The 17,637-nt window shown below is 55.0% G+C and carries 9 protein-coding genes; all 9 read right to left on the bottom strand.

Annotation, left to right across the window (positions count from 1 at the left end; genetic code table 11):
• Positions 1–36 precede the first annotated feature (36 nt).
• The 9 genes from HPC62_RS17080 to HPC62_RS17040 all read right to left on the bottom strand — a co-directional run bounded on the left by HPC62_RS17080 (position 37) and on the right by HPC62_RS17040 (position 17,583).
• Positions 37–618 (bottom strand): chemotaxis protein CheW, encoded by a 582-nt coding sequence (locus HPC62_RS17080; RefSeq protein WP_172357600.1) that lies wholly within the window; start codon positions 616–618, stop codon positions 37–39.
• A complete protein-coding gene (locus HPC62_RS17075; protein ID WP_172357599.1) occupies positions 581–3,994 on the bottom strand; it encodes a hybrid sensor histidine kinase/response regulator in 3,414 nt (1,137 codons plus the stop codon). The genes HPC62_RS17080 and HPC62_RS17075 overlap by 38 nt, the downstream gene beginning before the upstream one ends.
• Before the next feature lie 67 nt (positions 3,995–4,061).
• On the bottom strand, positions 4,062–7,553 hold the full coding sequence (locus tag HPC62_RS17070) for a methyl-accepting chemotaxis protein (protein ID WP_172357598.1): 3,492 nt from the start codon (positions 7,551–7,553) through the stop codon (positions 4,062–4,064).
• Between the two features lie 72 nt (positions 7,554–7,625).
• Positions 7,626–8,135: a chemotaxis protein CheW gene (locus tag HPC62_RS17065; RefSeq protein ID WP_172357597.1), complete on the bottom strand. Its 510-nt coding sequence runs from the start codon at positions 8,133–8,135 to the stop codon at positions 7,626–7,628.
• Positions 8,132–8,518: a response regulator gene (locus HPC62_RS17060; protein WP_172357595.1), complete on the bottom strand. Its 387-nt coding sequence runs from the start codon at positions 8,516–8,518 to the stop codon at positions 8,132–8,134. Before HPC62_RS17060 ends, HPC62_RS17065 begins: the two co-directional genes overlap by 4 nt.
• Before the next feature lie 95 nt (positions 8,519–8,613).
• On the bottom strand, positions 8,614–9,669 hold the full coding sequence (locus HPC62_RS17055) for a response regulator (protein ID WP_172357593.1): 1,056 nt from the start codon (positions 9,667–9,669) through the stop codon (positions 8,614–8,616).
• Positions 9,670–10,185: 516 nt separating this feature from the next.
• Entirely contained in the window at positions 10,186–12,768 is a 2,583-nt protein-coding gene (bcsA, locus tag HPC62_RS17050) for a UDP-forming cellulose synthase catalytic subunit (protein ID WP_225906771.1), read from the bottom strand.
• 14 nt (positions 12,769–12,782) lie between these two features.
• A complete protein-coding gene (locus tag HPC62_RS17045) occupies positions 12,783–15,077 on the bottom strand; it encodes a cellulose biosynthesis cyclic di-GMP-binding regulatory protein BcsB (protein WP_225910565.1) in 2,295 nt (764 codons plus the stop codon).
• A gap of 226 nt (positions 15,078–15,303) precedes the next feature.
• Positions 15,304–17,583 (bottom strand): tetratricopeptide repeat protein, encoded by a 2,280-nt coding sequence (locus HPC62_RS17040; RefSeq protein WP_172357591.1) that lies wholly within the window; start codon positions 17,581–17,583, stop codon positions 15,304–15,306.
• Positions 17,584–17,637 lie beyond the last annotated feature (54 nt).

The raw sequence follows: 17,637 nt of genomic DNA, 5'->3' as shown, positions 1-17,637 counted from the left end.
GCAGAAATGCAGATTTGATCCTGTTCTGCCCTCCGCTTATCCTGCGCCCAGCAGGGCTGACGGTGGCTGCAAAACCTGCGCCAAGTTGAGCAAAAAAATGGGCGGGCTGTCGTCTGTGGGCAGAATCAGTCCGCTGACGCAGCGAATTCCGCCTTCTTGCTGGTAAAGCACAGACAATGGCTTGAAGGCGGATTCTGTGAAGCGCTTGAGAGCGGGTGGCCCATCAATTTGTAGCCCAATGACATCCCCTTGCAGGCTGTAGACCAGAATTAGGTATTGGGTCGTAACAGTGTGGCTGAAGGTTTGCCCAAGCGTGGAATATTTTGTGACCTCTTGTGGGTCAATCTGCGTTCCGGGTTCTAAGCATTGAGTGGATGTTGGTGTGTTCGCAAAGATGCGCTGCTGGAGGTTTAAGACGGGAATATTTTGGTCATGATCGAGGGCGATCGCCGTCCCCGTTCCTTCTTGCTGGGCATAGAGACGGTCGATTTCGATGACCCGATGCACGATTGCTAATGGCAGGGCGAACAGTTCCTGCCGCAGCGGGAAAACCAGCAGTTGACGAGTGATCTCGACGGGTTTAGAGCGCAGCGCTCGCAGAGAGTTCAGAAGGGTCATGAATGTGTTGTGCCAAGGTGGTCAGGAGAGTTTGCTCGTTGTAGGGTTTTGAGAAATAGGCGATCGCCCCCAGGCTTAGCGCCAGTTGTCGATGTTTGGCGCTCGTGCGTGAGGTGAGCATGGTGACGGGCAAATGCTCAAACTGCGGGTCCGATTTCACTTTCGCCAAAAAGCCGTAGCCATCTAAACGCGGCATTTCGATATCGCACACAACCGCGTTCACCTGAAGCCCGGCCCGCAGCTTTTCGACCGCTTCCTGCCCGTCTTTTGCTTGCTCAACCTGATAGCCCGCTTTCTCCAGAGTGAGTGCCAAAAATCGGCGGACATTAATCGAATCGTCTACCACCAGAACGGCGGGCTGCTGCTCCACTGGGACAGCGCGACCTAGCAATCGGCGATCGGCATCCATGAGGCTGAACTGGCGATCGCCCAGTTGGGAAGACCTGGGCACCACTGGGCCGGCTGCCTCAGTGCTGGCAATCCAGTGCAGCAATTCTGGGACATTGACAAGCGGCACAACGCGCCCATCACCCAGAATGGTGCAGTTGCTAAAGCCAGCAGGAAGCGGAATGGTGCTATGGATACGGCGCACCGCAGTTTCCTGTTCGCCCCAACAAGACTCGATTTGGATGCCAAAGATTTGACTGTTGTGTTCCACCAGCAGCACGACTGGTTCGCTAATGCTAGGGGGTGTTTCTAGGCGATAGGGATGACGCGGCCCAGGAAATCGGAGCCAGCGTGATAGAACCACCAGCGGAATCAAGTTGCCTTGCACGTTCAGCATTTCGCTGTCGCCCACCCGAACAATATGCTCTGGCTCAAGCTTCAGCATTTCGCCAATCACGTCGCTCGGAAAGCCAATCAGCATGTCGTTGCTTTCGGCAATTAGCACGCGCACAACAGACATCGTGAACGGCACTGAGAGCGTAAACGTTGTGCCTTGCCCTGCTTTGGTTTCTACTTTAATATCGCCGCGAATTTGCTTGAGATGATCACGCACCACATCCATGCCTACGCCGCGACCCGATAGCGACGTGACCTGTTCCTTGGTACTGAAACCGGGTTCAAAAATGAGGGAGACGAGTTCCTCTTCGCTGGCCACCCCCAACAAGCTAGGGTCTAGCCCCATGGCGATCGCCTTGGCGCGGATTTTTTCAATCGGGATACCTCGTCCATCGTCTTGGATGGTGATAAATGTGCGATTGCCCCGATGAAAGGCTTGAATTTTAATCACGCCTTCTTCTGGTTTGCCCTGAGCCAGCCGGGTTTGCGGATCTTCGATGCCATGATCGAAAGCATTTCGCAGCAAATGCATCAGTGGATCATTGAGCGCTTCCAGGATGTTGCGATCAATCAGTGTGCCAGCGCCATTGACCTGAAGACGCACCTTCTTGCCATATTGCAAGCACAGTTCCCGCAGAGCGCGAGGGAAGCGGTCAACCAAGTCAGACAGCGGCCGCATCCGGATTTGAGTCAGTCGAGACTGGAGTTGGTTTGCTGTTTTGTCTAGGGTGCGAGATGCCTGCTCGACTTCCTCAAGGGTCAGATCGATGTCTGTGGTAACTTCTTGAACCTGGACGATGGTTTCTAGAATGTCCTGCGAGAGCGAGTGAACATCTTCATACCGATCTAGCTCCAGCGCATCAAACCCATTGCCCAACCCAGCGCCAAACCCACTCCCTGGACGATGCTCAGACCCAGGAGGAATAGCTGAGGATGGGATCTGCTGGAACAGATTGGTGGCTGGGGCTGGAGCTGGCTCGGTGCTGACGTCTGAGGGGCTGTTGTAGAGCTGGGCTATTTGGGGGCGATCGCCCGACTGGGCAGCACGCGCCTCACTGCTTGGGAGCAGGTTGAGGGCGGAGGAGAGGGGCGATCGCCCAACATCAGTCGCCAATCGATCGTAGGTCGTTCGCAGTTCGGAGCTAGCCTGTTCTAGCGTTTGCACCCGGTTGTTTAGCAGCCGCGTCAAATTCCGAAGACGTTTGAGGTAGAGGTTGAGCGCGTTGCGGTCAATCGTCAGCTCACCAAACAAGTCACTCAGTTGGTTCAACTGCTGCACCGACACCCGCACCGTATTCTCTTGGGTCGTCTCAGTGGCGGGTGCGTTGCTGCTCCAGCGGCTTTGCTGAGCCGGGGCTACGATGGGGCGATCAGCAGGACGATCAACGGGGCGATCGCCCGACTGGGAGCGACCCGCAACATCAGCACCGACCTGATCCTCTACCTGATCCTCTAACAAAGGAGGCTGTGCCGACGGCTCAGATAAGGAAGCCGAAAGCGTGAAATCGGCAATCTCTTCCCCATCCAACCCTTCAGAGATACCAGAGATTTCGGTCGTTGCCAGCTCTGTTGCAGGCGCTCCATAGTCCACCCCTGCGTATTCCAGATCGACATAGTCTGCAACCGCATGATCTGCCGCCGCAACTTCCTCTTGCACCCCAGAATGGTCTGCTGCCTGGGCAGCAATTGTTTCGAGAGGAAGTGTGATTTCATCATCAGAGGACGTTGCAAATGCCGACGCTCCGGCCATTTCAGCGCTCCAGGAAGGTGCAAAAGACCCGGCCCCGGAGGTTTCAAGCTGTATCGCCGTAGGAATGGCTGCCAGGTTGCCAGTCAAAACGAGCGCCTGCGCCCGCCGCCAAGCCTGCAACGCCGTCTGCGCCAAGGTAGAAATGGCAGTTGCATTGGTCGCTTCTGTTTGAGCCGTTTGGACACCAATGGACTGACACAGTTGGGAAAAGCTCTCGATCTGGAGCATCTCCCCCAAGCCCTCTAGCTCCTGGGCCAAAATTTCGACTTCTTCTTTTAGGCGGGGAGACTGTTCATGAATTGCCGATTCTAGCCGCTGCAAACAGCCCTCGACTTCGGTTTCAAACAGCAGGGGAATAATATCCTGTCCGTCTTCAGGAGATAGGAGCGAGTAGGCATCTTCATCCTGGGGCGTGCCTAGCCGCTCGTGAAGTTGCTGATAGGCGGGTTCAATCTGTTCCAACAGCCAAGCCGGGGCAATGGTTGGACGGGGGCGATCGCCCTCTGTAGACAGACTTTGGCGATCGCAGGCAATCACCCTCCCCAACCCATCCACACACTCCAACAAAAGCTGCTCCAGACTGCCATCTACTTCCAACGATTGGCGCTGCACCTTCAACACCTTCAGCCCATCTTCTAGGCGATGCGCCAAATCACTTAAGCTTTGAAAGCCCATTAGACCCGCTCCCCCCTTAATAGAGTGAGCAGCCCGCAGTGCCTCGTTGATCTTGTCTGCATCAATCGCTTGGGCCAGCCCGAGCAGTCGAGATTCTAACGTCCTCAAATATTCTTGAGCTTCCTCCAAGAATTGCAGTTGGATTTCAAGTTCCTTGTCGTAGACCATAATGACTCTCTATGAAAGGCGACAAGCGGTATCGCAAACCCAGGAAAACAAACCAAAACTCTGCAAACTAAACCTGTTCCCCTGTCTTAAAGGCACCGACCGAGGCTTGCAGTTCGCGGGCAACTTCGACTGTTTCTGCCAGCGCCCCAGAGATCTTGCGCGACGAATCAGAGGTCAACTCCGACACCTGAGCCACTTCCTGCATCAGCATCGACACAGCCGCAGACGTTTCCACCTGAGACACGGTTGCCTGCGAAATCGACTGCACCAGTTCGTCAATTTGACGCGACAGATCCAGAATTTGCATCAAGTTTCGCTTCGCATCTTCCACATAGTGGGTGCCCTCGACCACCTTGCTGGTGCTTTGCTCCATCGCTTCGACCACCTCGACCGTTTCCTGCTGGATGTTTTCTACAATGCGCTCAATTTCCTTTGTCGCATCCGCAGACCGAGCCGCCAGCTCGCCCACCTCTTCTGCCACCACTGCAAACCCCTGGCCTTCTTCGCCCGCGCGAGCCGCCTCAATCCCAGCGTTAATCGCCAGCAAGTTCGTTTGCATGGCAATTTGGTTAATCAGCGACACGGCCTTGGAAATTTGCTGCGACGATTCACCCAAACGCTTCACTTTCTTGGACGTTTCTCCGATGATTTCCCGCAGATTGAGAATGTTTTGCACCGTCAAGTCCATCGCACTGCCGCTGACCTCGGCGGTGGCGGAGGCTGTATGGGCCACCGTAGCCGCCTGCTGCGCCTGTTGCGAGACTTGCTGAACGGAGTGCGTCATAACTTCCACCGAGTTCATAATGCGCGTGGTTTCCTCGGCCTGCTTGAGGGCTGCATTTGCCAGCGCGGCAATGGCGCTCTCGTTTTGTCCGAGAGACTCATTCACTCGGTTGGCGGAACGCTTCACCTGGGTCACAATCTGGCGCAAGCTCTCAATAATGGAGTTGAAAAAGTCTGCAACCGTGCCAATTTCCCCAGCCGTCACGTCCGCCCGAACCGTGAGGTCGCCCGAAGCAGCTCCTTCCACGTCGTCTAGCAAAGACATCAGCTGACGTTGGAGCGTTTCTTGCTGCCGACGGCGTTCTTCAGAGAGCATGTTGGCTTGGTTAAACAGGCGAGCTTGCTCGATCGCATAGCCAAGCTGAATCGCGACTTGGCGGAAGAAGTTGATTTCAAGCTGATTCCAGACGCGGGGCGCATTACACTGGTGGGCAATCAGCAAGCCCATCAGATCTTCGCCAATCAGGATAGGCGCAACGAGGTTGGCCCGAACCTGGTAGGGTTTGAGCTGTTCGAGATGGCATTCGGTGAGTCCGGCTTGGGTAATGTCGGCAACCGCTTGTACACGCCCTTGGCGATATTGCTCTACATATTTCTCGGCAAAGCAGGGGTCATAAATCTTGTTAGACAGGGCGGCCGGATAACCCGATTCGACCGATTCGGCAATGAAGGTGCCTTGCCAGTTTTCGTCGAAGGCATAGACCGCAACCCGCTGGCAGTTGAGCGATCGCCGGGTCTCAGTCACCGCCACTCGCAGAATCCGCGGCTCCTCAAAGCTTTCCCGCATCCGTGCCACAATCTCGGCGAGTTGGCGTTCCTTCTCGGCGGCTGCTTGCTGTTTTTGCAAGAGCCTTGCCTGACTCAGGGCATAACCAATCTGCACGGAAATTTGTTGCAGCAGCTCAACTTCGGCCACTTCCCACTGCCGTGGGCTAGAGCATTGATGGGCACAGAGCAGCCCCACCAACTCATCACCCGCCAAAATGGGGGCTGCCATGTTGGCTTGCACCTCTAGGCGTTTCAGAATTTCGCAGTGGCAGTGGGTCAATTCGGCGGTTTCGCGATTGGTCATAAAGCTGACTCGACCCGTGTAGTAGCGCTCAATGGCTTCGGGGCTGAGGGGGTCCTCAATGATTTGCCCCATAGCTCGCTTCCATCCACGCCCGACGGCCTCAGCAGTGATTTCGCCACTTTTTAGGTCGGGAGCAAAGCGATAGATCAGCACCCGATCGACCTTGAGCACTTCCCGCACGCCCTCTACGGAGGTTGTCAGAATTGTCCTTTCGTCGAGGGATTGGCGAATTCGGCTAGTGACTTCTGCTAGCGTCATGGCGCGTTCGGTAGACTGCTTTTCGCGCTCACTTTGCATCCGCAAGACTGCTTCGGTTTGCACAACGCTGTCTGCCAGTTTGTTAAAGACTTGAGCCACTTCTCCGAGTTCGTCAGTGCCGTAGATCTCGGCGCGAGCCTGGCGATCGCCCTGAATAAAGCGCTGGGCGGTGGATTGCAGTTGCCGCGCTGGACGCAGGATAGACATCCCTAGTAGCTTGGCTAACACTAAATCGGCGGCGATCGCCACCAGCGCAATCAAAAATTGCAGTTTCAAGCTCTCGAAAATCAGTTGATTCAGTGCGGTTTCAGAACTCCCCCGCACCAGCACGGCCGTTGGCTCACCGTTGAAGTTGGGAATTGCCTTGGCAGCCAGCGTATGGGTCATTGAGCCAACTGGCCCGCGCCGGGTTACCACCTGACCGCGAGCGGCGATCGCATCGCGCAGCAGTTGCGGATCTTCTAGGGCGACATCTGGAATTGCTTGATTAATATCGGGGTTATCTCCCGCTGCCAGCGCGGTTGCCAGCGCTAAGCTGCCATCGGGCTGCACCTGATAAACTGCACCATACCCGTTTTCAAATGCAGACAACGGCTTTTCCGCGATTGGCAGCTTGCCATTGACAATATCCCCTGATACCAGCACCCCAATCACCTCTTCCGTGCCGGGTGCAAAAACCGGGGTCACTGTGTAGCGAATTAGCGCATCTTTCCCGCTAACGCCCTCAGGCAGTGGTGGCGCTTCGTTTTTTAACTCGTCCCAGGAAACCATTGCTGTCGCTCTGATCTGCCTTGGGTTTTTCAGCACCGTACCCACCAATCCATTGGGATCGAATCGTTGCCCAGTCCGTGTTGCATTGGCGCTGGCGATAATCCGCAAATCCTTACCCACGAGCGTTGCATATTCAATCTCACGAGCTTTAACCTCGTTTTGCAAAATCGTTTTCACCTCGGCCTCGGCCTGTGGCGAAAGGCGGCTACCTGCGGCATGAGTGGCTGCTGCAGAAATAATCGCTCGGTTGTCGGCCTGCCCTCGAAACCCAAAGGCCATTTGGTTGACTTTGATGTCGTAGGCAAGTTCAATCACCGCCAGTTCAGATTCGGCTTGGTTCCGCAACTGATTGCGGCCGGATGTCACAATCAGCAACGCGCCAATTCCAACTAGACCAATAACCGAGATCGCTTCGGACGTTGCCAATCCCAAAATTTGCTTGTTGCGAACGCTCAGGTTATAAAACCACTGAGTCCAAGGATAGGGACTCGGCCGAGTCACCTTAATCGGTTCTTTTTGATTTTTGCCATAGTTGATACCCCGATAAATCATTTGATCATCAAAGTCGGGGGGCAAGGACACCCCTTCCTCATGGCCGTTTTGAGAAAATGAATGGGTTGGTGAAAGCGTAGTAGAGTCCGTCTTTTTGGGAGCTGGGCGAAATTCGGTGGTCATAGTTCAAAACCTAGCGCAAGAGAGGTTAAAGAATGGAATTGGGCGGCAAGGATAGATGATAAAGAGAGAACCTTAAGAAGATCGCAAGAGGGATGAGCGAGCGATCGCCTCTGCATTCAACACCAGCAGCAGCTCAGAATCTAGGGAAACACATCCGTCTAGGTAGGGCGTAATACCACTAGAAATATTGGCTGGTGCAGGTTGAATCAGATCAGAATGGATATTCAGAATGCCACTGACTTCCTGAACTCGAAACATGAGGGGCGTTGCCTCCGTTTGCACCAAAATCAAGTTGAATTGCTGCGAGTGATAGAAACTAGCTGACAATTCCAACATTTGTGCCAAATCGATAACCCAAATCACCTGACTCCGACGATTCATTAGGCCAGATAGGCAGGGATGCATATTCGGCATGGGAGTGATGCGCTGAGTTGGCACTGTGATGGCTTCCTGTACGCAAGACAACGGCAACACCGCAGGCGTTTGATGAGTTATGTTAAATCGAATGTGAGTGTGCGATCGCCCCACATAAGATACTGGAGCCAGGGAAGACGGTGGATTGGGAACTAGAGCCGCACTCATAGCCCAACTCCAACAACGCTCATCACTGCTCGTAGCAACTGTTCGCGGGTGTAGGGCTTAGTTAAATACGCATCCGCCCCTTGTTTCATGCCCCAAAGCCGATCAATTTCTTGGTTCTTGGACGTGCAAATAACGATTGGCACCTTGGATGTCTCTGGCTGTTTTTTTAGGCTACGACACAATTCAAAGCCGCTCATTCCTGGCATGACAACATCAGTGACAATCACATCTGGACGGTGCTGAATGGCTTTTTCCATCGCTTCTTTAGCCGTGACCGCATTAATCACTGTGCAGCCGCTTTCGCGAAGATAATGGCTCATCAATTCCATTTCAGAAGGGGTATCTTCAACAACCAGGATTGTTTTCGTCAAGGTGAGAGTCATAGATTAGTTGCCTCTATAGATAAAAATTACACATGGTGTCTGAGCAGCCATTGCAAGAGATACCATGCTGCTCTTGATTAATTTGCGACCTTGCCCTAGCTCAAGTGCTTGAAGACAACTTTTAGCAAATCGGACTGATTGAATGGCTTGGTGAGATAGCCCGATGCGCCGACCAGTTTTGCCTTGGCACGATCAATCAAACCCGTGTTGCTAGTTACCATCACCACAGGAACATTCTTGAAACTCGGATGGCGGCGCAAAAGAGAACATAACTCATAGCCGTCTAAGTTGGGCATTGTTACATCTAGCAAAATCAGATCAGGTTTGGTACGCACAATTTGCATGAGCGCTTTTACCGGATCGCTAATCACCACCACCGAAAAAATAGTGTCGTCTAGAAATGCCTCAATCGACCGCAAAATTGTTGGACTGTCGTCAATACAGACGACGGTGTAGTGGTCTTTGGAAAGCTTTGGTGGATTGACCTCTATGGTTGAGCTATGCTCTGTAGGTGCTGTTTTTTCAAGCGTATCTTTGTGAGGTATGGCTGGCTGCGATCGCCCTCTTTCAATGGGAATTGTTTTGGAAGCTGGTGAGTGGGCGATCGCCATTTGCGGCTTTTGATGTGCAACATGCTGCTGGCAATATTCCACCAAATTTCGCAGATCGATCTTGCAGAAAGTCCGCCACTCCAAAAACCGCTCTCTTTCAAGCAGTTCATAGCTGCCCGCATGAACTAGCAAAAATCCCTCAATCACTTCCTTCGCCAAGCTGTCAATCAAATTAAAAATATGTTCATCCATCAGGTGATTTTGATCGACCAGCCAGCAGATGGCCTGATAATCTGGCACGAACTCTGATTGATAGATAGGACGGTTTTCAAACAAGAGCCGCAGTTGCACGCGCACTGCGCTGACCAAGCTAGGTAGGCGGCGGCTTACTTGACTGAGGTGACGATCCAGCCGTCCAAACGGATCAATCGAGCTAGACGCATATACTAAGTCACCCTCTTCAAGATAGATGAACCAGGTTGTGGAACCATCAGTGACGCGCAAGCAGCCAGTCGTTTTACGACTTTTAAGCTGGGCCAAAAGATTGAGTGGATATAACTTTTGAGGAAATCGATAGCCTGCAATTGAGGTGGTATTCATGAGTCGCTACTTGACCTTACTTCAACTGTTGACAGCCTTCATGAGGGGTTCCGCAAATGATTCAAGCGCTGAATCTGACTGGTTCAGTATCTTGGATGATGCAGCATAACCCGCAGAGGTAATAAGGGCGATCGCCCAATCTCTCTACTGGATTAGTGCTATGCGTTTGTCTCAGTGCCCAAATCTCTGGGCTGCTGGAGAAAAAACGCAGTTTTAGCCTTACGTGCTTGAACCTGTAAATTGAAATGCAAATTGAACTAAGTGCGCGGGTTCAAGGGAGGCTTGAATGGCTGATCAATGTCTGATCAAAGTCTGATCAACCTAGAGGGAGATGCAAGGGATCGAAACTGGTAGAAGAGTGGTAGATGATTCAGGCAGGCTCTCTTAAGGGCTGAATCATTTCAGCAATTCGGCTGATGCATATCACTAGACTAACAAACCAATGAGCAAATTTTGCAAATCTTGAATAAAGATGAAATGGCAAATAAAAAGACATAGTGGGGATGAGCCAAAAGATTAATTGAGCGATCGCAGCAGGCGGCGGATCTTATCTTTTTGCTGGCGATCGAGTTCGGGTGGAAAGCTGAGTTCCAAAATGGCGCGATCGCTCAGCCCAGCTAGCACCTCAACCCGCATAACTTGTACAACCAGGCTTTGCGGTTCTGGATCATCCGGCTGGCGCAACACCAGCAGACTCAGCAGCGGTTGGCTGATCTGCAATGCTTCAATGCTCTCTAGATCCATCGCTTCTATCTCCAGCCGCAGATCGCGCATCCCCATCTCGGTTAGCGTCGCCGGATACGATATGTCGCCCCAGCCTTCCCAAAACAGATAGGACGCAGCCTGTACCTGCTTTCGCACAGCAACGCTGGATTCGGGTCGAAACTCGCGAAAGACGCGCCCAATGCTGGCAGCGATGAACTTAAAGGAATCTACCGGATTGTCTCGCTGCTCACGCTTTTGGGAGTACCACTCTTTTACGTCCGAGTAAAGCACGAGAACCAAATCATCGGTTTGAGTGCGGCTGAGGTGGATGAACTGCACCGCAACCTGAACCTGCAAGCTGCTTGTCGCCTTGGCGCGAATGATTTTGGCATCCAGCAGCACTCGTGCGCCATAGTCTCCAATCAGTTCTACGCGGATTTCGTCTGGGACGTTCGGCCATTCATCCAGCAGCAGCAGCGCACCCGATTCGCTGACATTCTGCGTGGTTGCGGCCCACTGCTGATCGCCGCTGTGGATGATGGCAGCAATTCGTCGGGGCAAGCGATGAGCATCTCGCAACTGAGGTTGTTCAAAGGCCACCAGGCAGGCCGCCAGCAGCAAAAACAGGTTAAACACATTCCAAATTGCATTGATCAGCACAGCCTGCATGTCCTGCGGGCTGATGACTAACCAGAAGGGAATGGCCAATAGCGAAGCAGCGGCGATCGCACTCAAATACACCAGATATCGCACACTCTCAAAATCAAAGTTGCGCTCAGTCACCATCAGCCCTTTGTCCGTCACGTTGAACGATCCCAGCTTTGGATTGATCAACGCCAGCAGCGTCACAATGCCCGCCTGAAACGACATGGCAAATTCATACACTTCGTTCCAGAAAGAGAATCTAACGTGCTTATAGGGAATGTGGTTGGTTTGCATAGACAAAAGAATGTGCGGCAGTGCGTAAGCCATCGTCTCTAGACCCAGCCCACGCACCGACGAAATGCCCAGCAGCAGGTAAATCATCGGTGCAACCACATACATCAGTCGCGGAAAGCCAAAGAAGAAGTGTGACGTGGCGCTGAAATAGCACAATCGCTGCGCCAGCGTGAGCTTCAGCTTGCGGTTAAACAGGGGATTTTCGAGCCGCAGGATTTGCGCCATGCCCCTCGCCCAGCGCACCTGCTGACCCACATAGGACGAAAATTTTTCGGGAGCCAATCCCGCCACCATAATCTTGTCGTAGTAGACAGACTGGTAGCCGAGCGAATGTAGCCGCAGCGCCGTGTGACAATCCTCGGTTACAGTTTCGGTGGCGATACCGCCAATCTCCAGAATATACTCGCGCCGCACAACCGCAGCGGAACCGCAAAAGAACGCCGCATTCCAGTGGTCATTCCCCTTTTGCAGCACTTTGTAAAATAGCTCGTTGCCCACGGGAATTTGGCCACGAGTCAGCAGGTTGCGCTCGAAGGGGTCGGGATTGTAGAACCAGTGCGGCGTTTGCACGAGTGCGACTTTGGGCTTGAGGAAAAAGCCCACTGTTTCTTTGAGAAAGCAGCGGGCGGGGATATGGTCGCAGTCCAAAATCAGCACCAAATCGCCGTGGGTTTTCTCTAGCGCCGTGTTGATGTTGCCCGCTTTGGCGTGGTCGTTGTTGTCGCGCACCAGCATGATTGCGCCCACCTCGTCGCACATGGCCTGCAATTCGGCGCGGCGTTCGGGATACTTGCGGCCGTCGTCTAGAACGTACACGCACTTTTTGTCGGCGGGATAGTCGATGGCGAGGGCGGCGATCGCCGTTTTTCGCACAATTTCTACGTCTTCGTTATAGGTCGGAATGTATACATCGACACTGGGCCACTGCGTCTGGGGCACGGTGGATAAGTCAATCGGCTGGCGCTGACGGATGCGGAGCGTCTGAAAATAGGCCAGAAACAGCGTCAGAATGGCGTACATCTCTGCGGCATAGAGCAGCACGCTAAAGGCTGCATTCAGCCAGCCATTCAGCGAGAGGGTATAGAACGTGCGGTAGTAGAAATAGCGGAGAGTGGTCAGTCCGCTGAGGGCAACCAAGACCAGATGCAGCCGTTCGCTGAGCGCAGAGTCTTCTTGCTGCTCCTCCAGGCGCACCAGCCAGTTGCCCAAAAACACCAGCGACAGTCCAAAAACGCCCTGCTGCCAAATGCCAGGACGGGCCGTAATCATAGGTGTGGCCAGCCACAGCAGGGCGCTGAGAAGTACCAAAAATACGTAGCGATGGCGGCGAAAAGCCGTTTCAAAAAAATGCGGAATGCCATTCACCAGACGAAGTAAGATCCGTTTGGCAAGCGGAACTCTCGCCTGTTCCGATGCTGGCGTTGCAGCAGGGGCGATCGCACGAACCATAGACATCTCCTACTGCTTTTCTACTGCTTTTCTTGAGACGGATACCGATTCAGCCAGGCCTGACCCACGCCATACATCAGCAGCGCGATCAGAATCGTGCCAGGAACCAGCAGCAGCCAGTAGCCCCCCACCCGCTGCATCAGGCGATCGCGCCAGTTTGCTTCACTCAGGGTGGTGCGCTGTCGGGTCTGTTGCAGGAATTCCAGCGTGTAGGCATCTGGGCTATTGGCTTGCACTGCTGCATCATTGGCGCTGATCAACACTGTGTCTTCTCGCAGTTGATAAAATAGTGCATCCTGTTCAAATAAGGCTTGTAGCTGCTGAATTCCGGTGCTGGATTGCCCTGTCAGCGCCAGAAAAACGCGATCGCTATTCCAGGGCGACACTACCTGTTTGGCAACGCCTTCCACATCCGGCAGGGTGCGAATCGCTGCGCCATCTCGCCTGCGTTGAAACAGGGTTTCCAGGTTAAAGCCGCTGGATTGAAGCGCATCGGGCAGCGGGAAGCGCGATCGCTCGCCGAGGGCAATAAGATGATGAGTTTTTCGCACCTCGGCGGGCAGTTGATCCGCCCGATACACATTCAGCTTGATCGATTCAGCCTTACTCAGTCGCCCCAGCCGCTCGCTTACCTCCAACAGCAGCAGTAACTCTGCGGGGTTGGGGTTTTGGGGGAGGGCGATCGCCGTCTGTGACAAATCCTGGGGTGCCGCAAAAGGATAGCCGACTTGCAGCAGTTTCAGGTCGGGCAAGCGGGCCATGTTTTCTCGCTTCAGATCAAAGCTGGTGTCTGCATGAACCGTGCCCCAAAGCTGCTGATCGATGGCTCGGTTGCAGGAGCGACGTTCGCGGGGGTCTAGCCGAAAGCGGATTTGAAGTTTGGAATTGGGTTTGATCTTATCCTCAGGCAAATCCACCCTAAAGGTGCCGTTTCGCACACCATCCACCGCATCCAGCTTGCGCCCTGCCAGCGGCAAGCCATCCAACTGCACTTCCAACAGTGAGGTCAGGGGGTTAAGTTGCGGCCCGTAGCTATAGCGCAGATTCAACACATTGCCGACCAAAAACCGATCATCGGGCAGGGCGCGAAAGTCGATTTCGATGGGCGGTGCGTCGGAACCGCGAGTGGTGATGTCCTGGAATGGCTCGTTTGCCTGGGTCAGCAAGTCCTTGAGTTGGAAGGAATTTTCAACGGGTAGATAGCCCGGCCAGTCGCGGGGGTCTGGCGTGGGCACGTCGGCAAGGTCTTTCACCAAAATCACGCTGCCGGTGCCAATCTGGCGATCGCGGCTTTGCAGCAAAAATTGCACTGCTTTGCTGGCGGCGGCGGGCGTGTTGCCGGTGGCCACCAGCACCAGGCTCTTTGCATCTGGCGAAGGGGTCAACATCAGCACGCCCACATCATCGGCAATCGGCTTCTGGGTTTCATCTAGCCAGCGATCGCCCTGAAGTTTTAGCGGCAACTTCAGCGACTTCAGGATTGGCTGGGTCTGAGTTGTGCCAATCACCACTAGGCGCTCGCCGGGGCTGAGTTCGTTGACCTGTTTTACCAGTCGCGTGTCGATTGGGCGAAACTGTGCCAGTCGTCCCAGGCTGCTCTGAAAGCGGCTGGCAGCCGTCAACCAGGCTTCATCCACGGCGCTGGGCAGCAGATACGCCAACTCATTGGGGCTGAGGCTGAGTTCATCAAACAGCGGAAACGGATAGCGGCTAAAATCCAGCGTCACTGGCCTGGGCGCAAGGTCAAATACGATTTTGGAATCCGGTAAGATCTCTGTCCACAGGGAGGGATCGTAGGGATCTTGGGTGCAGGTGGGGGAGTTGTTTTGCAGCGCCGCAATCACCACTTCGTTATAGTCTTGCAGCAGGCTGATGGGCACGTCGTAGATGGCATTGCCGATTTCGCCCTGGGGCTTGTTGAGCGGCACACTGCCCACGCTAGCGCCGTTGACCAATACCGTCAGGTTTGACCGGGTGGCATAGAGCGCAGGCGAATGGCGAAACCGCAGCGACACTTTGACCGACTTGGTTTCCCAACTGCGCGGGCGGGTAAACCGCAGCCGCGACTCATCGTAGATGCCCCGCAATTGCAGCCGCGTTCCCACCACAGGGCTACGGTTAAATTCCAGGACATATTGCCCCGGCGATAGGGGCTTCAGTTGCACGGTCGCTGGTAGCGTCGCTTGGTTGGGGGTGCCTGTGGCGGGTCGGGTGTTGGGCTTGGTTTCCGGCGGGATGGCGTTTTGGCGAAAGTCGGGAAGCTCGCTCTGGGCGATCGCCCCACTGTTTGCCAGCAGCACCCCAAATAGCAACAACGAAAGGAAACTAGCAGCCCGCTTTTGTGAACGCAGTTTGGAACAAGAAAACAGCCTGAAGAAGAAGACAAGTGGACGAGCAGTATGACGCTTCATGGAAAGCCTGGAGGATGTTGGAGTGCAAGGGAGTGTTGGAAGGAAGAGGGACGGATTTTGGATTTTGAATTTTGGATTTTGAATTTTGGAAATAGGCGGTAATCCAAGACCCAAAATCCCCAGTCCAGAATCAATACCGCTCCCAGAAGGGTTGATAACCCCGGCGGCGCAGCAGGTTATGTTCGACTTGCTGGAGGCGATCGCCCACGGTCGGATTAATCACACCCTGAGCGTCCTGGGCTGCCCGCACCTGGCGCAGTTGTCGAATGCCACGCTGGATCTGATCCTGGGCGAGGTACAGTTCTGCCATGACGCGCTGGGTTTCCAGGTCGTCTGGGCGTAGGGTCAGGACTTGCTGATAAAGCCGCTGGGCGGCGGCGTATTGCCGTTGCTGGAACCGAACGCCTGCCAGGGCAGAGAGCGCGCCGACCTCGTTGGGCTGTGCTGCCAGGATGCGCTCATAGGCCTCACTCGCCAAGGCCAAATCGCCCAGCGTTTGCGCCAGTTCGCCCTGGATAAAATAGCCAGCAATCGGGTCATCTTGTCGAGCCAGGATTTCGGACAAGCGCGATCGCGCTGCTTCTGGGTCGCGCTGGGCAATGACTTGCAGTAGTCGCCGCTCAATGGATAAGTCATTGGGAGACATTTCCAGCAGGCTAAGATACAGCGGTTCTCGCTGCTCGGTGGGGGGCAATGCGCCAACCAGGGCATAGAGTTCGGGATAGGCAGGCTGGGGCGAGTGGTTCGCCAGCCATTGCGCTAGGGCTTGCTCGGCGGCGGCATCAGAGATTTCGCCCAATTCATACTGGTGACTCAGTTGGGCAATCTGGGCGCGGGGCTGGTCTGGTTCGCGGCGGCGGATGTCGTCATAAAAGCGGCTGACGGATGCTAGGTTCCCCTGCTGGCGGCGGATGTTGCTCAGGCCCAGCAGGGCATCCAGTTTTACGGTGCTTGGCACAGGTTGAGCCAGGATGCTTTCGTAGCGGCGGGCGCTGGCTTCCAGGTTTCCAGTCTGCCGCTCTAGATCTGCCAGCAGCAGGTCTGCACCAACGTCGCTCTGTCCCAGTTGGGTGTTTTGATAGGCTAGCAGCGATCGCCGTGCGTCGTCCCAGTTGCGCTGCTGGAGGTGGATTTGGGCGATGCGGAAGTGCAAAAACGGCACATCTACCCCAGATTGCAGCAGGTCCTCGTAGATTGGCAGCAGGGGAGCGGGCGGCGGGTCAAGCTGGGTGAGGGCGATCGCCACAGATTGCCGCTCGAACATCGCGTCGGGCAGGGGTTGCAGCGCGTTCTGTAATTGCGTTTGCAGTGCTGCCATGCCGATTTGCCCAAGCTGCTGCTCTAGCACCAGCCGCCGAACTTGCAAGCTGCGATCGCCCGGATATTGCTCGCTCAACTGCTGATAAATCCGCAACGCTTCGGCCCGTCCCGCGACCGATTCGCTCAGCACGTCCGCTGCCTCAAGCCGCACGCCTAGGGACGGCTCGGCGATAGTGCGGAGGGCCTGTCGGTACAACTCTGCTGCCTGCTGGAGCAGTTGGGGGTCGCGTTCGCGGCGGCCAAGGGTGCTGAGGGCGCGGGCCAGGGGCAGCGTGGCATTAGTCTGCTGGCGCAGTGGCTCCAGGGTTTGCAGCGCTTTGGGAAGTTGCTGATCAAGCTGGTAGGCGATCGCCAGCGTGCTGCGGGCATCCGGGATGAGCCAGTCAGGAACTCGCGGCCGCCGGAGCGTGGTTTCTAAAAGCTGAATCGCCTGCGCCGGGTCGCCCATTTCCGCCAGCGTGCGGGCATAGGCCGTCAGCGCTCCGTCAGGAATCGCCTGTCCCGTAGCGCGATAGCGAGCAAATAGGGTTTGCGACTGGGCATAGTCGCCGCTGTAGGCGTAGACCTGTGCCGCACCCAGCAGCGCCGTCGGCCGGGGATTGCTGGCCAGCAAGCGGTCATAATCCGCAAAGGCTTCGGCATAGCGGCCCTGATAGCCTAGGAGCAGGGCACGTTGGGTGCGGGCATCGGTGTCGTTGGGGGAGAGTTCCAGCAATCTGCTCAGCGCGTCGATGCCGCCCGCCTGCCATTCGGGTCGATAGCCACCCAGCAGGCCAATGGCGCTGAGGGCAGTTCGGTTCGTTGCATCTTGCGCCAATACTTGCTGATAAGCATTCCAGGCATCGGCATCGCGGCCCGCCCGCTGATAGGCGATCGCCAGTCCTAGTCTGGCATCCAGCGAGTTGGGCAACTGCCGCAGCGCTTGCTGAAATGCGGCGATCGCATCGTTCACCCAGCCGCGCTCCAGCAGCGCATAGCCATTTCGCACCGCCGCTGGACGGGATGTTTGCGTAGTTCCGGGCAGGGCGATCGCGCTGCAAAGACTGACGGCCAGCCCCACAATGCCCAGCCATCTTCCAATTCTCTTCATCTGAAATATGCCTCCTGGAAAGGTGTCAGGCTCTCTCAGTCAGGATTTTTGAAC

This window comes from Thermoleptolyngbya sichuanensis A183 (genome assembly GCF_013177315.1).
GTDB lineage: Bacteria > Cyanobacteriota > Cyanobacteriia > Elainellales > Elainellaceae > Thermoleptolyngbya > Thermoleptolyngbya sichuanensis.
Note: the sequence above shows the minus strand (reverse complement) of the source record. Positions and strands in the feature narration are given on the sequence as shown.

What these genes read in the sequence shown, in the direction of transcription:
- HPC62_RS17080 (WP_172357600.1), bottom strand. Translation starts at nt 618, where the DNA reads ATGACCCTTCTGAACTCTCTGCGAGCGCTGCGCTCTAAACCCGTCGAG.
- HPC62_RS17075 (WP_172357599.1), bottom strand. Translation starts at nt 3,994, where the DNA reads ATGGTCTACGACAAGGAACTTGAAATCCAACTGCAATTCTTGGAGGAA.
- HPC62_RS17070 (WP_172357598.1), bottom strand. Translation starts at nt 7,553, where the DNA reads ATGACCACCGAATTTCGCCCAGCTCCCAAAAAGACGGACTCTACTACG.
- HPC62_RS17065 (WP_172357597.1), bottom strand. Translation starts at nt 8,135, where the DNA reads ATGAGTGCGGCTCTAGTTCCCAATCCACCGTCTTCCCTGGCTCCAGTA.
- HPC62_RS17060 (WP_172357595.1), bottom strand. Translation starts at nt 8,518, where the DNA reads ATGACTCTCACCTTGACGAAAACAATCCTGGTTGTTGAAGATACCCCT.
- HPC62_RS17055 (WP_172357593.1), bottom strand. Translation starts at nt 9,669, where the DNA reads ATGAATACCACCTCAATTGCAGGCTATCGATTTCCTCAAAAGTTATAT.
- bcsA (WP_225906771.1), bottom strand. Translation starts at nt 12,768, where the DNA reads ATGTCTATGGTTCGTGCGATCGCCCCTGCTGCAACGCCAGCATCGGAA.
- HPC62_RS17040 (WP_172357591.1), bottom strand. Translation starts at nt 17,583, where the DNA reads ATGAAGAGAATTGGAAGATGGCTGGGCATTGTGGGGCTGGCCGTCAGT.